A 15,572-nucleotide genomic window follows, 5' to 3' on the forward strand; every position below is an offset into this window, starting at 1 on the left:
GTCGCTACTCGTGCTCCGCGTAGGGCCGGTTGTCGGCCAGGTGCAGGGCGGTAGCGAGGTCGGGAACCTCCCGAACCGAGATGCCGTCCGGCACCTGGCCAGGGTCGGGCGGGACGAGCGCCGTCGTGAAGCCCATCCGCATGGCTTCGGCCAGTCGCCGTCCGATCGCTGACACGCGCCGGATCTCCCCGGTGAGTCCGATCTCTCCGATCGCGACCATGTCGGGGCGCAACGGCATGAACCGCGCGCCGGAAGCGATGGCGAGCGCGATCGCGAGGTCGGCCGCCGGTTCGCTCAGCTTGATACCGCCAACCGTCGCGGTGTAGACGTCCCGCTCGCCGAGGCGAATCTTCAGCCGCTTCTCCACCACGGCGAGCACCATGCTTACGCGTGAGCTGTCGAGGCCGCTGGCAGCGCGGCGCGGCATCGGCGCCGACGTCGTGGCGATGAGGGACTGCACCTCGGCAAGCAGTGGGCGTTTGCCTTCGAGCGCGACGGTGATGGCGGTACCCGCCTCCGGTTGCCTTCTGCGGTTCAGGAACAGCCCGGACGGGTCAGGCACGCCGGAAATGCCGCTGTCGTGTAGTTCGAAGCAGCCGACCTCGTCCGCCGCGCCGAAGCGGTTCTTCACGCCGCGCAACATGCGCATGGTCGAGTGTTTGTCGCCCTCGAAGTGCAGCACGACGTCGACCAGGTGCTCCAGCACGCGCGGGCCGGCGACGGATCCCTCCTTGGTGACGTGCCCGACGAGCAGTACGGGTAATCCTCGCTCCTTGGCCGCCGCGACCAGCGCCGCCGTGACCGCCTTGACCTGCGTAACCCCACCTGGCGTGCCCTCAGCTTTGGGGGAGGCCATCGTCTGGACGGAGTCTACGATCAGCACGCCAGGGTCGACCGCGTCGATGTGGCCCAGCACCGCGGACAGGTCGCTCTCCGCCGCGAGATACATCTGGTCATGCACCGAGTCGGTTCGTTCGGCGCGAAGCCGCACCTGACCAGCGGACTCCTCGCCGGTGATGTAGAGCGATGGCCCGAAGTTCCCATCGCGGGCGGCCCAGCGGAACGCGACCTCCAAGAGCAGCGTCGACTTGCCGACTCCGGGTTCACCCGCGAGTAGCACCACGGCGCCAGGCACCAGTCCGCCGCCGAGCACGCGATCGAGTTCAGGCACGCCGGTCTGCCGAGCCCTTGCCGTTTCGACGTCGACCTCACCGATTGGACGTGCGGGCGACGACGGTGCGCCCGCGGCGACCTTGGCCAACGCCGGGTTGGGTGCGCCGCGTTCCTCGACGCTGCCCCAGGCTTGGCACTCGGGGCACCGACCGACCCACTTCGCGACCTCGTAGCCGCACTCGGTGCACTGGTAGTTCGCGCTCTTTTTCGCCACGAGTCCAGACGCTAACGCCCCGCACCGACAACGCGGCGGTTCCCACGCGGTCCGATAGTCGTGTCCCCGCTCCCGACGTTGTGTCCGGCTTCCGATACCGCGAGGCGGTTCCCGCCGGTGCCGTGCGTGGGATGTTGATCACGTCTACTCGCGCCGTTGTTCGCGGAATCAGATAAAAAAGACATACTCGCGCAACACCGCGAGTAGACGTGATCAACTGCGGCGGCGGGCGCTGACATCCGGTAGACAGGAAGGATGCGGAGCGAGGACTGGGACGAGAAGTTCGCGGCGAGCGAGTTCCTGTTCACCGAGCGGCCGAACCAGACCGTGGTCACCGAGACCATCGACCTCAAGCCGGGCGCGGCGCTCGACCTCGCCTGTGGTCAAGGTCGCAACGCCGTGTGGCTCGCCGAGCAGGGTTGGCACGTCACCGCCGTCGACTTCTCGCGCGTGGGTCTCGACCGGGCGCGGGAACTCGCCGAGGCACGCGGCGTTGACGTCACATACATCGGGGCGGACGTCGTCAGCTGGCAACCGCCGGTGCGGGCGTTCGACCTTGTGCTCATCTCGTACCTGCAACTGCCGTGGGACCAGCTGAAGACCGTCCTGGCAACGGCGACCAAGGCCCTCGCGCCAGGTGGAACGCTACTGATCGTCGGTCACGACGTGGACAACATCGAACGCGGCTACGGTGGCCCGCCCGACCCCGCCGTCCTCTACGACGTGCGGCGGATCGCGGCGGAACTCGCGGCCCTCGATGTCGAGACTGCCCGACGGGTGGATCGCGTCGTTGATACCGACATCGGTCCGATGACCGCGATCGACACTCTCGTCAAAGCTACCGCGCGTGGCTAGCAGAACGACGTTCATGATCGGTAGCGAAGGTAGGGATTGTCACACGTGCGCGCGCATCGTCGCTGGTAATCATGGTGAGCCTGGTCTACTGCGGCTAGACTCGATAATGAGTTCTGTTAAGTTGATATGACATGTCGGGAAAGCACACGAGTTCTGCGACCGGTGGTGGCATTGTCACCGTCGGCGATGTGGTAATTGACCATCCGACGAAGGCTGACGGTGCCGCGTTCTGGCGGATAGCGCGGGACTCGCGGAAGCTGGACCTGAATTCCTCGTACGCGTACCTGATGTGGTGCCATGATTTCGCGAGCAGCTCGGTTGTGGCGCGTTCCAATGGTGACGCCGTTGGATTCGTGATGGGGTATCGGAAACCGGACGCGCCAGACACCGCTGTCGTGTGGCAGGTCGCCGTTGACGCGTCGCAGCGTGGCAAAGGTCTCGCTGGCCGCATGCTCGACGCGATGTACGCCTCCCTGCTGAACGACGGCGTGCGGTACCTGGAGACGACCATCACCCCGGACAACGATGCCTCCATCGCGCTGTTCAGCTCGTTCGCCAACCGTTGGGGAGCTGAGCTGGACCGTGGCGAGTTGTTCGCGGTGTCCGACTTTCCCGACGAGCACGAGCGGGAGGATCTGTTCCGGATCGGCCCGCTCGTCACGCCGCCAGAGGCGGTGCGTTCCGTAGTCACGAACGTGCACGAACCGACCTGAGAAAAGTACGACATAACCGAGAGAAACGGCCGCGCGCACGTCGCGAGGGCCGGACGGAGCAAACGTGAGTATTTTTGAAGCGCTCGAATCGCAAGTCCGCAGCTACAGCCGCGGCTGGCCGGTCGTGTTCAATCGGGCGCAGGGTAGCTGGCTGTACTCCGAGGACGGCAAACCCTACCTCGACTACTTCGCTGGCGCCGGGGCCCTGAACTACGGGCACAACCACCCGCTGCTCAAGCAGGCCCTGATCGACTACATCCAGAACGACGGCGTCACCCACGCGCTCGACATGTACACGGTCGCCAAGCGGGACTTCCTCGAAGCGCTCGATGAGGTGCTGCTGAAGCCGCGTGGCCTCGAGTACAAGGTCGTCTTCCCCGGTCCTGGCGGCGCCAACGCCGTCGAGGCCGCGCTGAAGCTGGCCCGCAAGATCACCGGCAAGGAAGCGGTCATCAACTTCACCAACGCGTTTCACGGCATGACGCTGGGTGCGCTCTCGGTGACCGGCAACTCGATGAAGCGCGGCGGCGCCGGCATTCCCCTGGTGCACGCCACGCCGATGCCGTACGACAGGTACTTCGACGGCGACTATCCGGACTTCTTCTACCTCGAGCGGCTGCTTGAGGACTCGGGCAGTGGACTGAACGAGCCAGCGGCCATCATCGTCGAGACGGTGCAGGGCGAGGGCGGCATCAACGCGGCCCGCGTCGAGTGGCTGCGCGCGCTGTCCGACCTGTGCAAGAAGCACGACATCCTGCTGATCGTCGACGACGTCCAGATGGGCTGCGGCCGGACCGGTCCGTTCTTCAGCTTCGAGGACGCCGGGATCAAGCCGGACATCGTCTGCCTGTCGAAGTCCATCAGCGGCTACGGCATCCCGATGGCCCTGACGCTGATCCGCCCCGACCTCGACGTCTGGGAGCCGGGTGAGCACAACGGCACCTTCCGTGGCATCAGCCCCGCGTTCGTCACCGGAACGCATGCGTTGCGCAACTTCTGGTCTGATGACACCCTGGAGAAGTCGGTGCGGGCCAAGGGCGAGCGCCTTGGCAACGGCCTGACCGAGATCGTCGAAGCGCACCCCGACGCCTCGCTGACCGCGAAGGGCAAGGGGTTCGCGCGCGGGATCGAGTTCGCCGACGGCGACACCGCCGGCAAGGTGTGTGCCGCCGCGTTCGAGCGGGGGCTGCTGATGGAGACCTCCGGTCCCGACGGCGAGGTGGCCAAGCTGCTGCCGCCGCTGACCCTCACCGACGCCGAGGTCGAGCAGGGCATCGAGATCATCCGCGAGTCCGTCGCGGCCGTGCTGCGGTAACGACGGCAGACGAACCGACAACGAGATACTGAGCAAGGAGAGAAGCTTGATCGTCCGAACCCTCGACGACATCACCGATACCGACGCCGACATCAAGACGCCGAACTGGCGTAGTAAGCGGATTGTCCTTTCCAAGGACAAGGTTGGTTTCTCGTTGCACGAGACAACGGTGTACGCGGGCACCGTGAATGACTTCTGGTATGCCAACCACTACGAGGCGGTGTTCATCGTCGAGGGTGAAGGCGAGATTACGAACAAGGCCACCGGGGAAACCCACCAACTGAGGCCGGGCTCGATGTACTTGCTCAACGAGTACGACAAGCACCAGCTCAGACCGAAGACGGACATCAAGGCCGTGTGCGTGTTCAACCCGCCCATCACGGGCAGGGAGGTGCACGACGAGAATGGTGTGTACCCGTTGGTCATTGAGGACGAGTAGACTCGTCTTAGAGGCGTCGACGGCCGACTCTCGCGCCGTCGAAATGTAAAAATCCACATCTGAATATCGCGAACCGCCCGTCCATTCGGAAGGGCGGTTACGCGCCGTTGTCCCCAACGAGTAGGAAAAACGAAATTCGATACAGATAACTAAACCGAGGAGGCGAGCATGACGCTCACGGATGCCCGAATTCAGGACAGCTATCCGACGCGGATCACGACCGAGCCGGAGCTGATCGAGCGGGAAGACCCCGCGGTCTGGGGATCCGACAGTGACGGCCCGATGAGTGCGGCGGAGCTGCGCGCGCACGAAGCCAACGGCTACACCATCGTCGATGGCCTGCTTTCCCCCGCCGAGGTGCAGGGCTATTGGCAGGAGCTGAACCGGCTTTCGCGCGACGAGACGCTGAAGGCCGATGAGCGTGTGATTACCGAGAAAGCCTCGGGCGAGGTCCGGTCCATTTTCGACGTGCACAAGCTGAGCGACCTGGTCGCCGAGCTGGTGCGCGACACGAGGGTGCTGGACCGTGCTCGCCAGATCCTGGGCTCTGATGTTTACATCCATCAAAGCCGTGTCAACTACATGCCCGGTTTCAAGGGCAACGGCTTTTACTGGCACTCGGATTTCGAGACCTGGCACGCCGAGGACGGCATGCCTCGTCCCCGTGCGGTGAGCTGCTCCATCGCGCTCACCGACAACTACCCGTTCAACGGCGGGCTGATGCTGATGCCGGGCTCGCACCGCACCTTCGTGCAGTGCGTAGGCGAGACGCCGGACGACCACTACAAGTCGTCGTTGAAGGAGCAGCAGATCGGCGTGCCGACCCACACCGACATCACCAAGCTGGCCGCTGAGCACGGCATCGACCAGTTCACCGGCCCAGCGGGTGGTGCGCTGTGGTTCGACTCGAACATCATGCACGGGTCGGGCAACAACATCACGCCGTACCCGAGGTCGAACATCTTCCTGGTGTTCAACAGCGTGGAGAACGCGCTTGAGGAGCCGTTCGCCGCGAGCTCGCGGCGGCCAGAGTTCATCGCATCGCGTGACTTCACGCCGATCCGGCGGTAAGTCGGACTGGTCGGGCGACGGCCGTTCCTTGGCATTCGGGTAGCCGTCGCCCAGCTGCCGTCCCGTGACGCTGGAAAGCCGGTCGGCACGTCCCCCAAGCGTGCCGACCGGCGCGCACGGACAGTGCGACCGCGGGGCCAGTGCCTGGCCCTGCGACTCCCCTCTTCCGCAGGGCCAGCGGGCTCGGGCGGTGATTCGCACTGTCCGTACACCTAGTAAGAGGCAAACCGAGGGCGGTTGGTTCCCCTCGCCGCAAAAATTTCTGGAAGTCCGTTGCCATCGGCCCTTCGAGCGCCAGGACTCATTCCCCGTGCGTCGTGGCCATCGCGTCGGCGCCGTTGGTCGACGGTCGGATGCCATCGCGGCTGACCGGCACGAACGGCTCAAGGTTCGGTCGCTTCGGCCGTAGTCCGTCGCCCATGGACTCGCCGCGTAACAGCCTGCCGATCCACGGCAGCAGGTGCGTCTTGGTCCATTCGATGTCCGAGCGCCGCATCGTCAACCAGTTCGGCTGCTCGACCTCGGGCCACGGTTCCCGCCAGTCGGCCTGTGTCTCTATCCCAAGGACCTCGGCTGTGCGCAGCGCGATCCTGCGGTGGGCTTCCGAGCTGAAGTGCAGCCTGTCGTCGCTGAACGCGCGGGGATCCCGCAGCACATCCATCGCCCAGAGGTCCACCACTCGCGTGTTGTAGCGCTCGACCGTCGCGTGCAGGTGCGCGTTGTAGAGCGCGACCTTGTGCCGGATCCGGTTGACCACCGACACCTCGCGCGTGTCGGGACCGGTGAAGACCACGACGTCGATGCCGGCGTGGGTGAGCTGCCGAATCATGTCGTCGAATCTGGCCGCGACGTCGTCGACGTCCGCACCGGGAACCAGAATGTCGTTGCCGCCCGCGCAGACGGTGACCAGTTCGGGGCGAACGTCGAGTGCGAGCGGCAGCTGCTCGTCGATGATCTCCTGGAGCGTCTTGCCGCGTACGGCCGTGTTGGCGTAGGCGAAGTTCGGGTTGTCCTCCGCGAGCATCACGGCGAGCCGGTCGGCCCAGCCGAGAAAGGAGCCGTCGGGTAGCGCATCGTTCATTCCCTCGGTGAAGCTGTCCCCGAGAGCGATGAAGCTGCTGTACTCAGGCATACCCGTGTCTCCCTTCTGCCGCGCCCCACGGAGGGTCTCCCCAGCGCCTGTTCATCCCCTGTGCCGCGCGGTAGGGCTTATGCGCAGACCGCGGGCATTCAATGATCCGAGAATGCCTGGTCACACGACACCTACGCCACCGTCGGTCGGCGCAACCGTCGCCACATTGTTGCTTTTCGACCTCGAAAACTGTCCTGACCTGTGCCGATCTAACGTTCGACGTGGCGGAAACGGTTCCGTCACATTCCCATTGAGCGCCATCGCGTACGGGACCGGGGCGCGCTACCGCCACGGGGCGTGGTCAGGCAGGCTAGGGACGTGACTGAGCGACCTACCCCGGATAAGACGTCCGCTGCCGGGCGGGAATCCCTGGGGGCGCTGCTTGGTGGCAGGCGCGGCGCGATCGACGCCAGCTTGCCGCCGCTGGCCTTCGTCGCCGGTTGGCTGATCGCCGATCGCTCGATCGGCTGGGGTGCGTTCGCGGCCATCGCGGTCGGAGTCCTTGTCGCCGTGGAACGGCTGCTGCGCGGCAAGCGGGTCGGTGCTGTCGTGCTCAGCCTCGCCGCCGTCGTCCTCGCCGCGTACATCGCGTTACAGACCGGCAGGGCGGAGGACTTCTTCCTGCTGCAACTGCTGTCCAACCTGGTTAGCGCACTGGTGTGGGCGTTGAGCATCCTCCTGCGGTGGCCGCTGCTCGGCGTCGTCGTCGGGACGATGCTTGGGCAGAAGACACGCTGGCGGCGTGACCCGGACTTGTTGCGCGCGTACTCGCTGGCGAGTTGGGTGTGGGTGTTCGGGCAGTACACCGTGCGGGTCGTGGTGTTCGGTCTGTTGTGGTGGAGCGGGCAGGTCGTCGCCCTCGGTATCGCTCGTACCGTGCTGACCTGGCCGCTCGTCGCGTTGACGATCGCGGTCAGCGGTTGGGTACTCCACCGCGCGCTGCCAAGTGACCACCCCGGGTTGCGGCACCCTCGGGAGCTGGCGCACGCACAGGATTAGACGTACCTGGCGCGGAGCTTCCTGGGGCTGTGACAGATGGGTGTCCGGTTTCGCCCGGTTTCGCGAGCACAACCCCAGGAAGGCGGCTCGACGTCTAGCCGCGCAGAACTTCAGCCAGTAGCGCCGGGTCGACGTTGCCGCCGCTCACGATGGCCGCGGTGCGCCCTGGCGGCAGGTCCCGGTGCAGTGCGGCGGCGCAGGCGACGGCGCCGCTCGGCTCGACCACGAGCCGAGCGCGGGTCGCGAGTGTGCGCATCGTCGCGCGAATCTCGTCCTCGCTCACCGTCACGGCGTCGTCGACGACCTCGCGTAGGTGCGCGAACGTTAGCTCGGACGGCTCGGTGCGTAGCCCGTCCGCGATGGTGCGGGCGCGCCGCTCAGGCGTCCAGTGCACCTGGCGTCCCGCACGCAACCCCTCCACGGTGTCCGCCGCGAGCTCCGGCTCGACGGCGATGACCCGAGCCTCCGGCCGCAGCGCCTTGACGGCGACCCCGACACCGGACGCGAGCCCGCCGCCCGCCACTGGCACCAGCACGACATCGACGTCCGGCAGGTCCTCGACGATCTCCAGGCCGACTGTGCCCTGGCCCGCGATCACCTCCGGGTGGTCGAACGGCGGGATCAACGCCATGCCGCGCTGCTCGGCGACCTCGGCGGCGACCCGCTCACGGTCGGCCATCGGCACCTCGATGATCTCCGCGCCGTGCGCAGCCGTCGCCTCGACCTTCACCCGAGGTGTTGAGTCCTGCATGACGATCACGGCGGGCACACCAAACGCTTTCGCAGCGAACGCGACCGCGTTGGCGTGGTTGCCGCTGGAGTACGCGACGACGCCGTTTTGTCGCCGCGCGTCGTCGAGGACGGCGATGGCGTTGTAGGCGCCCCTGATCTTGAACGCGCCGATGGGCTGCAGGTTCTCTGGCTTGAGCCACAGCGGTCGCTCGGACCACGGTTGCGCGAGCAGCGGCGTGCGCAGGGCGACGCCGGCGACGCGTTTCGCGGCCGCCCTGACGTCATCGACGATTACGAGAGTCACGACGTCCAGGATGCCAGGGTTGCGGACAGCCGTTCCGCCGCGACGCGTGGGTCGTCCGCTTCGGTGATCGCCCGGACGACGACGACCCGGCGCGCGCCGGCCGCGAGGACGTCTGGCAGCCGCTGCTCGTCGATGCCGCCGATGGCGAACCACGGCCGCTCCGGCGCGGCGTCCGCCGTGGTCCTGACCAGGTCCAACCCCGGCGCGTGCCTGCCTGGCTTGGTCGGCGTCGGCCAGCACGGCCCCGTGCAGAAGTAGTCGACGCCCAGCTCCCTCGCGGCGGCCGTCGCCTGTTCGACCGAGTGCGTCGAGCGACCAATCACGACGTCGTCGCCGAGGATGCGCCGCGCGAGTGAGACCGGGATGTCGTCCTGGCCGAGATGCAGGACGTCGGCATCGAGGGTGAGCGCGATGTCGGCCCTGTCGTTCACCGCGAGCAACGCGTCGTGCCGCTCACACGCCTCGGCCAGCGTCTCCAGTGCCGCGATCTCCTGCGCGGCCTCGAGGGGGACGCCGTTGGTCTTGTCGCGTAGCTGGATGATGTCGACCCCACCGGCCAGCGCGGCATCGGCGAACTCGGCCAGGTCGCCGCGCTCGCCACGGGCGTCGGTGCACAGGTACAGCCGCGCGTCGGCGAGTCGTCGCCGGATCGCGTCGCCGTCAAGCTGAGGCATGCCTCGACGCTACCGTGGCGTGGGCGGGTGGATTCCGTTGGTGTCTCGCGCTACGGTGAACAGTGTCCGCACGGGAGCCGTTGCAGCGGCTGAGAGGGAGCATGCAGCTCCGACCGTGGAACCTGATCCGGGTTATGCCGGCGCAGGGAGCGTGATTTCGTGTGATGTCGCAACAGGTGACCGTCGTTGGTGCCGGCGTGATTGGGCTTGCCGCCGCCTGGCGGGCCGCGTCGGCGGGGTACCGCGTGACGGTGGTCGATCCGGAACCGGGGCGGGGTGCGTCCTGGGTGGCTGGCGGGATGCTGGCACCGGTGACCGAGGCGTGGCCGGGCGAGGAGGCTGTGCTCGAACTCGGTGAGCGGTCGCTGCGTCGCTGGCCGGAGTTCGCCCGCGAGCTGGCCGTCGACGCCTTCGACCCCGGCTTGTCGGAGGCGGGCACCGTCGTCGCCGGGAGGGACGCCGCCGACGCCGACCAGATCGGTATTCTCGCCGACTACCTTGGCCGGATCGGGCGCACCGTGGAGGTGATCAGCGGACGTCGGTTGCGTTCGCTCGTGCCTGGCTTGGCGTCAGCGCTCCGATCAGGGATCGTCGTGCCTGGTGACCTGGCCGTGGACAACCGGCAGCTACTTGACGCCCTCCAGGCGGCCTGCAAGCGCAACGGTGTCGAGTTCGTGCGCGAGTCCGCGCGCGAGATAGGGCCGTCCGCGGTGGTCACCGACTCCGGTGTGTACGACGCCGACGCCGTCGTGCTGGCCGCTGGTGCTCGCAGCGCGCTGCTGCACCCCCAGTTGCGGGAGGCCGTCCGGCCGCTCAAGGGCGAGATCGTGCGGATGCGTCCGCGCCGTGGGTGTTTGCCGCCACCAGGCGTGACGGTGCGCGCGATAGTCGAGGGCAGACCGCTGTACCTGGTCCCGCGCGCGGACGGGGAACTGATCGTCGGCGCGACGCAGTACGAGAGCGGCTACGACGAGAGCGTCAAGGCAGGCGGCGTACGGGAGCTGCTGGACTACGCCGAGCAGGTGTACCCGAGCGTGAGTGAGTACGAGCTGACCGAGATCACGGCGGGACTGCGGTCGGCCAGCATGGACAACCTGCCGTTGATCGGCAGGCTGTCCGATGGCGTGATCGTCGCGACTGGTCATTACCGCAACGGCTTGCTGCACGCGCCGGTCACGGCGGACGCGGTGCTCGGCATCCTGGCGGATGAGGGGCTGCCGGACGAGATCGCGGCGGCGGACCCGACGCGCGACAGAAAGCGAGAACAGGTGTGATGGACGTCGAGGTCAACGGCGAGGAACGCGAGGTCGCGGAGGGCACGACGCTGGCGCGGTTGCTGGAGCAGCTCGGCACGGCGCGACGTGGCGTCGCCGTCGCGGTGGATGGCACGGTCGTGACCAGGAGCGAGTGGCAGGACGTCGTGCTCACCGACGGCGCGAAGGTCGAGATCCTCACCGCGGTGCAGGGAGGCTGATCAGGTGACATCGGACGATCCGCTCGTCATCGGCGGGCAGAAGCTGGACTCGCGGCTGATCATCGGCACCGGTGGCGCGACGAACCTCGCGGTGCTGGAACGGGCGCTCGTCGAATCCGGCACCGAGCTGACAACGGTCGCGATGCGCCGGGCCGATGTGGACGGCGGCTCCGGCGTGCTCGACCTGCTGCGACGGCTTGGCATCAGCCTGCTGCCCAACACGGCGGGCTGCCGGAGCGCGGCCGAGGCGGTGCTGACCGCGCGACTGGCCCGTGAGGCGCTGGAGACCGACTGGATCAAGCTCGAGGTGCACGCCGATGACCGCACGCTACTGCCCGAGCCGTTCGAGACGCTGGACGCCGCCGAGCAGTTGGTCGCCGACGGCTTCACCGTGCTGGCCTACACCAACGACGACCCGGTACTAGCGCTTCGACTGGAGGAAGCGGGCTGTGCCGCGGTGATGCCGCTCGGCGCGCCGATCGGCACCGGGCTCGGCATCCGCAACCCGCACAACATCGAGCTGATCACCTCCCGTGCCAACGTGCCGATCGTGCTGGACGCGGGGATCGGCACAGCGTCCGACGCGGCGCTCGCGATGGAGCTCGGCTGCGACGCCGTGCTGCTGTCCACGGCGGTGACCCGCGCCGAGGACCCGGAGCGGATGGCGGCGGCCATGCGCAACGCCGTCGACGCCGGGCGTCTGGCACGGCTGGCGGGCCGGATTCCGCAGCGCTTCTGGGCGCAAGCGTCAAGCCCGCCGCGCTAGCGGCGGTGCGGGGCTCAGTCGTCCAACACCCAGAGCGGCGACACCGGCCCGACGCCCGCGCCGAGGGGATACGACGCCTGGACGCTGCGCTCGATGAACCGTTTGCCGTGCGCGACGGCGTCCGGCACGCTCGTGCCCTTCGCCAGCGACGCCGTGATGGACGCGGCTAGGGTGTCTCCGCCGCCGTGGGTGTGCTTCGTGTCGTATCGGGGGCCGGTCAGTTCGGTGAAGTCGTTGCCGTCGTAGAGCAGGTCGGTGCACGTCGGGTCGTGGTGCATGTGCCCGCCCTTGACCAGCACCCATCGCGCGCCCAGCGCGTGCAGCTCTTTGGCCGCTTGGCGCTGCTCGTCGGCGTTGGTGACGTCGATGCCGACGAGGAGCCGGACCTCGTCGAGGTTCGGCGTCACCAGTGTCGCGCGGGGCAGTAGCTCGGTGCGGTAGGCCTCCAACGCCTCGTCGCGGAGCAACTGATCGCCGTGCATGGACGCCGCCACCGGGTCCACGACCAGTGGCACCGACGTCCCGATGCCGACCTCGTCGCAGGCAGCCACGATCGCCATGATGATCTCCGTCGTGGCGAGCATCCCGGTCTTCGCGGCGTCGACCCCGATGTCGGTGGCCACCGCCCGGATCTGGGCGGCGACCACCGACGGCGGAATCTCCGACACATCGGACACGCCGACGGAGTTCTGCACTGTCACGGCGGTCACGGCGCTCATGCCGTGGACGCCGTTGGCGAAGAACGTCCGCAGGTCAGCCTGCAAGCCGGCGCCGCCGCCTGAGTCCGACCCGGCGATGGTCAACGCGCGGGGAGGAGTTGCTTGCAGGCTCTGACCATCGGACGCTGGGGTCTCCCTCACGCCTGACCGTTCCCCGTTTCGACTTCAGCGGCCTCCGCCATCGGCAGGTAGACCTTGTTGCCGTGCTCGGCGAACTCCTTGGACTTCTCCTGCATGCCCGCCTCGATCGCCTCGACGGTCTCCAGTCCGTGCTCGGCCGCGTAGTCCCGGATGTCCTGCGTGATCCGCATGGAGCAGAACTTCGGGCCGCACATCGAGCAGAAGTGCGCCGTCTTCGCGGGCTCGGCGGGCAGCGTCTCGTCGTGGTATGCCCGCGCGGTGTCCGGATCGAGTGAGAGGTTGAACTGGTCCTCCCAACGGAACTCGAACCGCGCCTTGGACAGCTCGTCGTCCCACTCGTGCGCGTACGGGTGGTCCTTGGCCAGGTCAGCGGAGTGCGCCGCGATCTTGTACGAGATCACGCCGGTCTTGACGTCGTCCCGGTTGGGCAAGCCGAGGTGCTCCTTCGGCGTGACGTAGCACAGCATCGCCGTGCCGTACCAGCCGATCTGCGCCGCGCCGATCGCCGACGTGATGTGGTCGTACGCGGGCGCGATGTCGGTGGCGAGCGGGCCGAGGGTGTAGAACGGCGCCTCGCCGCACAGCTCCTCTTCCTTCTCGACGTTCACCTTGATCTTGTGCATCGGCACGTGGCCTGGGCCCTCGATCATCACCTGGACGTCGTGCTCGCGCGCGATGTGGGTCAGCTCGCCCAATGTCTCCAGCTCGGCGAACTGTGCGCGGTCGTTGGCGTCCGCGGTCGAGCCGGGCCGCAGGCCGTCACCCAGCGAGAACGTGACGTCGTAGGCGCGCAGGATCTCGCACAGCTCGGAGAAGTGGGTGTAGAGGAACGACTCCTTGTGGTGGTGCAGGCACCACGCCGCCATGATCGACCCGCCGCGCGAGACGATGCCGGTGACGCGCTTGGCGGTCAGCGGGATGTAGCGCAGCAGCACACCCGCGTGCACCGTCATGTAGTCGACGCCCTGCTCGCATTGCTCGATGATGGTGTCGCGGTACAGCTCCCACGTGAGCTTTTCCGGCTCGCCGTTCACCTTCTCGAGCGCCTGGTAGATCGGCACCGTGCCGACCGGCACCGGCGAGTTGCGAATGATCCACTCGCGCGTCTCGTGGATTCGCTTGCCGGTGGAGAGGTCCATGATCGTGTCGGAACCCCAGCGGGTCGCCCACACCATCTTCTCGACCTCTTCCTCCACCGACGACCAGACGGCCGAGTTGCCCATGTTGGCGTTGACCTTCACCAGGAAGTTCTTGCCGATGATGGCCGGTTCGGACTCAGGGTGGTTGCGGTTGACCGGAATCACCGCGCGGCCCCTGGCGACCTCATCGCGCACGAACTCGGGGCTCATCCGCTCGCGCGCCGCGATGAACTCCATCTCCTCGGTGATGATCCCGGCCTTGGCGTAGCCCAGCTGGGTGTTGTGCTCGCGGCCGTCGATCCAGGGCTTGCGCATCGGCTGGAGGCCCTGATGGACGTCGATGGTGGCGTCGTCGTCGGTGTACGGCCCCGAAGTGTCGTAGACGTCGAAGTGCTCGCCGTTGGTCAGATCAATGCGCCGAACTGGAACGCGCAGTCCGCGCTCGGTGGTGATGTAGTGCTTGTGCGATCCGGTGATCGGCCCGGTGGTGATGGTCGGCTGGACGCCCTCAAGCTGGGTGGACTCGTCAAGAGTGGTCACGCGACTCTCCTCCCTACGCCGGCATTACCCGGTCAGGTTCATGCGGTCGGCGGCGCTGTGCTCGAGGCCAGCCGCCCTCTCAGCCCGCCATGGCGCGAGCTCCCGCGGTTGTGTGGTTGTCAACTCGACCCTGCCATGCCGCCCGTGCCGGTTCAAGGGCGGACCTCAACCGACGGGCAGTTCCGTTGGTGTCGCGAAGACGTCGACCATCGCGCCGTTGCGGAGCACCGTTATCGGCAGCGGAGTGCCGATGACCTCGCCGAACAGCCGCCGCTGAATCCCCTGCGCGTCCGCGACTTCTTCCCGCGCGACGGTGAGGATCAGATCACCCGTGTGGAGGCCCGCGCGGTCGGCAGGACCGGAGCGGACGACGTCGACGATGCGCAACCCCGCGTGCTGGCCGGTGCGCGCGGCGACGTCCTCCGGCAGCGGCGCGGGTACGCCGACGATGCCGAGGTACGCGCGCCGAACGCGACCTTCCACCAGCAGGGTGTCGATAATGCGTCGCGTTGTCGGATTCACCGGGACGGCGAGGCCGAGTCCGACGCCCGCCAGCGCGGTGCTGATGCCGACCACGCGCCCGGACGCGTCCGCGAGCGCGCCGCCCGAGTTCCCCGGATTGAGTGCGGCGTCCGTCTGGATGACGTCCTCGATCACTCGGCTCGCCTTGCCTTGCTGCACCGGCAGTGACCGGCCGAGCGCGCTGACCACGCCCGCCGTGACCGAACCGGACAACCCGAGCGGACTGCCCACCGCGACGACCAGTTGGCCGACGACCAGGTCGTCCGCGTTGCCGAGCCGCGCGGGCTCTTTGCCGTGCGCTTCGGTGCTGATCACGGCGAGGTCGGACAGTGGGTCCGCGCCGATCACGCGGAAGGGCGTCTCCGCGCCGTCTGAAAAGGTGACGGTGCCACTATCGCCGGAGCCGATGACGTGGGCGTTGGTGAGCAGGTGCGCGTCGTCGAAGACGACCGCTGAGCCGTTTCCTCGGCGCAGCGTGATGCTCGCGACCTGCGGCGTCACCGCCCTGGCGACCGAGCTGACCACGCGCGAGTAGGCGTCGAGGGCGTCCTGGTCGATGTCGGACATGGGGCCACCACCCGTCGGATTACACCGTTACATCCAGTGTGCGCCGAGCGGATGTGCTGGTGCCGCCACGTTCGCCGTGGGCG

16 protein-coding genes and 1 riboswitch are annotated in these 15,572 nt (G+C 67.5%); of the genes, 9 read left to right on the forward strand and 7 right to left on the reverse strand.

Annotated features, from left to right (window positions below):
• Positions 1 to 4 precede the first annotated feature (4 nt).
• A complete protein-coding gene (radA, locus tag ACFQGD_RS04705; RefSeq protein WP_345399631.1) occupies positions 5 to 1,387 on the reverse strand; it encodes a DNA repair protein RadA in 1,383 nt (460 codons plus the stop codon).
• Positions 1,388 to 1,642: 255 nt separating this feature from the next.
• Here radA and ACFQGD_RS04710 point away from each other — a divergent pair, with 255 nt between their 5' ends.
• The 5 genes from ACFQGD_RS04710 to thpD all read left to right on the forward strand — a co-directional run bounded on the left by ACFQGD_RS04710 (position 1,643) and on the right by thpD (position 5,780).
• Entirely contained in the window at positions 1,643 to 2,242 is a 600-nt protein-coding gene (locus tag ACFQGD_RS04710; protein WP_345399634.1) for a class I SAM-dependent methyltransferase, read from the forward strand.
• 131 nt (positions 2,243 to 2,373) lie between these two features.
• The gene (gene ectA, locus ACFQGD_RS04715; RefSeq protein WP_345399637.1) at positions 2,374 to 2,955 is read left to right on the forward strand and encodes a diaminobutyrate acetyltransferase; all 582 of its coding nucleotides are present in this window, start codon (positions 2,374 to 2,376) and stop codon (positions 2,953 to 2,955) included.
• Between the two features lie 64 nt (positions 2,956 to 3,019).
• Positions 3,020 to 4,270 carry a diaminobutyrate--2-oxoglutarate transaminase gene (gene ectB, locus ACFQGD_RS04720; RefSeq protein ID WP_345399640.1) on the forward strand — a complete coding sequence of 417 codons (1,251 nt, stop codon included), beginning with the start codon at positions 3,020 to 3,022 and terminating at the stop codon, positions 4,268 to 4,270.
• Between the two features lie 46 nt (positions 4,271 to 4,316).
• On the forward strand, positions 4,317 to 4,709 hold the full coding sequence (locus tag ACFQGD_RS04725; protein ID WP_345399643.1) for an ectoine synthase: 393 nt from the start codon (positions 4,317 to 4,319) through the stop codon (positions 4,707 to 4,709).
• A gap of 168 nt (positions 4,710 to 4,877) precedes the next feature.
• Positions 4,878 to 5,780 carry an ectoine hydroxylase gene (gene thpD, locus ACFQGD_RS04730; protein ID WP_345399646.1) on the forward strand — a complete coding sequence of 301 codons (903 nt, stop codon included), beginning with the start codon at positions 4,878 to 4,880 and terminating at the stop codon, positions 5,778 to 5,780.
• A 301-nt stretch (positions 5,781 to 6,081) separates the two neighbouring features.
• On the opposite strand, the gene ACFQGD_RS04735 is transcribed toward thpD, so the two are convergent.
• Positions 6,082 to 6,912: an SGNH/GDSL hydrolase family protein gene (locus tag ACFQGD_RS04735; RefSeq protein WP_345399649.1), complete on the reverse strand. Its 831-nt coding sequence runs from the start codon at positions 6,910 to 6,912 to the stop codon at positions 6,082 to 6,084.
• A 318-nt stretch (positions 6,913 to 7,230) separates the two neighbouring features.
• On the opposite strand from ACFQGD_RS04735, the gene ACFQGD_RS04740 reads away from it, so the two are divergent.
• Positions 7,231 to 7,911, forward strand: coding sequence for a DUF3159 domain-containing protein (locus tag ACFQGD_RS04740; protein ID WP_345399652.1), 681 nt, complete (start codon positions 7,231 to 7,233; stop codon positions 7,909 to 7,911).
• Positions 7,912 to 8,005: 94 nt separating this feature from the next.
• Here ACFQGD_RS04740 and ACFQGD_RS04745 read toward each other — a convergent pair whose 3' ends face one another.
• Together ACFQGD_RS04745 and thiE are read right to left on the reverse strand one after the other, a co-directional pair.
• Positions 8,006 to 8,947, reverse strand: coding sequence for a threonine ammonia-lyase (locus ACFQGD_RS04745; protein WP_345399655.1), 942 nt, complete (start codon positions 8,945 to 8,947; stop codon positions 8,006 to 8,008).
• Positions 8,944 to 9,621, reverse strand: a complete 678-nt coding sequence (gene thiE, locus ACFQGD_RS04750) for a thiamine phosphate synthase (protein ID WP_345399658.1) — start codon at positions 9,619 to 9,621, stop codon at positions 8,944 to 8,946. Before thiE ends, ACFQGD_RS04745 begins: the two co-directional genes overlap by 4 nt.
• Positions 9,622 to 9,681: 60 nt before the next feature.
• A riboswitch (TPP riboswitch) is annotated at positions 9,682 to 9,787 on the forward strand.
• On the opposite strand from thiE, the gene thiO reads away from it, so the two are divergent.
• The 3 genes from thiO (at position 9,786) to thiG (ending at position 11,861) form a co-directional block, all read left to right on the forward strand.
• On the forward strand, positions 9,786 to 10,895 hold the full coding sequence (thiO, locus tag ACFQGD_RS04755) for a glycine oxidase ThiO (protein WP_345399661.1): 1,110 nt from the start codon (positions 9,786 to 9,788) through the stop codon (positions 10,893 to 10,895). (Overlaps the previous riboswitch by 2 nt.)
• Positions 10,895 to 11,095, forward strand: coding sequence for a sulfur carrier protein ThiS (gene thiS, locus ACFQGD_RS04760; RefSeq protein WP_345399664.1), 201 nt, complete (start codon positions 10,895 to 10,897; stop codon positions 11,093 to 11,095). Before thiO ends, thiS begins: the two co-directional genes overlap by 1 nt.
• A 4-nt stretch (positions 11,096 to 11,099) precedes the next feature.
• Positions 11,100 to 11,861 (forward strand): thiazole synthase, encoded by a 762-nt coding sequence (gene thiG, locus ACFQGD_RS04765; RefSeq protein ID WP_345399667.1) that lies wholly within the window; start codon positions 11,100 to 11,102, stop codon positions 11,859 to 11,861.
• 14 nt (positions 11,862 to 11,875) lie between these two features.
• Here thiG and thiD read toward each other — a convergent pair whose 3' ends face one another.
• The 3 genes from thiD to ACFQGD_RS04780 form a co-directional block, all read right to left on the reverse strand.
• Positions 11,876 to 12,688, reverse strand: coding sequence for a bifunctional hydroxymethylpyrimidine kinase/phosphomethylpyrimidine kinase (gene thiD, locus ACFQGD_RS04770; RefSeq protein WP_345399688.1), 813 nt, complete (start codon positions 12,686 to 12,688; stop codon positions 11,876 to 11,878).
• A gap of 29 nt (positions 12,689 to 12,717) precedes the next feature.
• The gene (thiC, locus tag ACFQGD_RS04775; RefSeq protein WP_345399670.1) at positions 12,718 to 14,400 is read right to left on the reverse strand and encodes a phosphomethylpyrimidine synthase ThiC; all 1,683 of its coding nucleotides are present in this window, start codon (positions 14,398 to 14,400) and stop codon (positions 12,718 to 12,720) included.
• 165 nt (positions 14,401 to 14,565) lie between these two features.
• Positions 14,566 to 15,489, reverse strand: a complete 924-nt coding sequence (locus tag ACFQGD_RS04780) for a S1C family serine protease (protein WP_345399673.1) — start codon at positions 15,487 to 15,489, stop codon at positions 14,566 to 14,568.
• Positions 15,490 to 15,572: the final 83 nt, after the last annotated feature.

Source organism: Haloechinothrix salitolerans (assembly GCF_042662605.1).
Lineage (GTDB): Bacteria > Actinomycetota > Actinomycetes > Mycobacteriales > Pseudonocardiaceae > Haloechinothrix_A > Haloechinothrix_A salitolerans.

Bases quoted from the DNA above. Each gene is read 5' to 3' on its own strand.
- ACFQGD_RS04780 (WP_345399673.1), bottom strand. From the start codon at position 15,489: ATGTCCGACATCGACCAGGACGCCCTCGACGCCTACTCGCGCGTGGTC.
- thiE (WP_345399658.1), bottom strand. From the start codon at position 9,621: ATGCCTCAGCTTGACGGCGACGCGATCCGGCGACGACTCGCCGACGCG.
- thpD (WP_345399646.1), top strand. From the start codon at position 4,878: ATGACGCTCACGGATGCCCGAATTCAGGACAGCTATCCGACGCGGATC.
- ACFQGD_RS04735 (WP_345399649.1), bottom strand. From the start codon at position 6,912: ATGCCTGAGTACAGCAGCTTCATCGCTCTCGGGGACAGCTTCACCGAG.
- thiS (WP_345399664.1), top strand. From the start codon at position 10,895: ATGGACGTCGAGGTCAACGGCGAGGAACGCGAGGTCGCGGAGGGCACG.
- thiO (WP_345399661.1), top strand. From the start codon at position 9,786: ATGTCGCAACAGGTGACCGTCGTTGGTGCCGGCGTGATTGGGCTTGCC.
- ectA (WP_345399637.1), top strand. From the start codon at position 2,374: ATGTCGGGAAAGCACACGAGTTCTGCGACCGGTGGTGGCATTGTCACC.
- ACFQGD_RS04710 (WP_345399634.1), top strand. From the start codon at position 1,643: ATGCGGAGCGAGGACTGGGACGAGAAGTTCGCGGCGAGCGAGTTCCTG.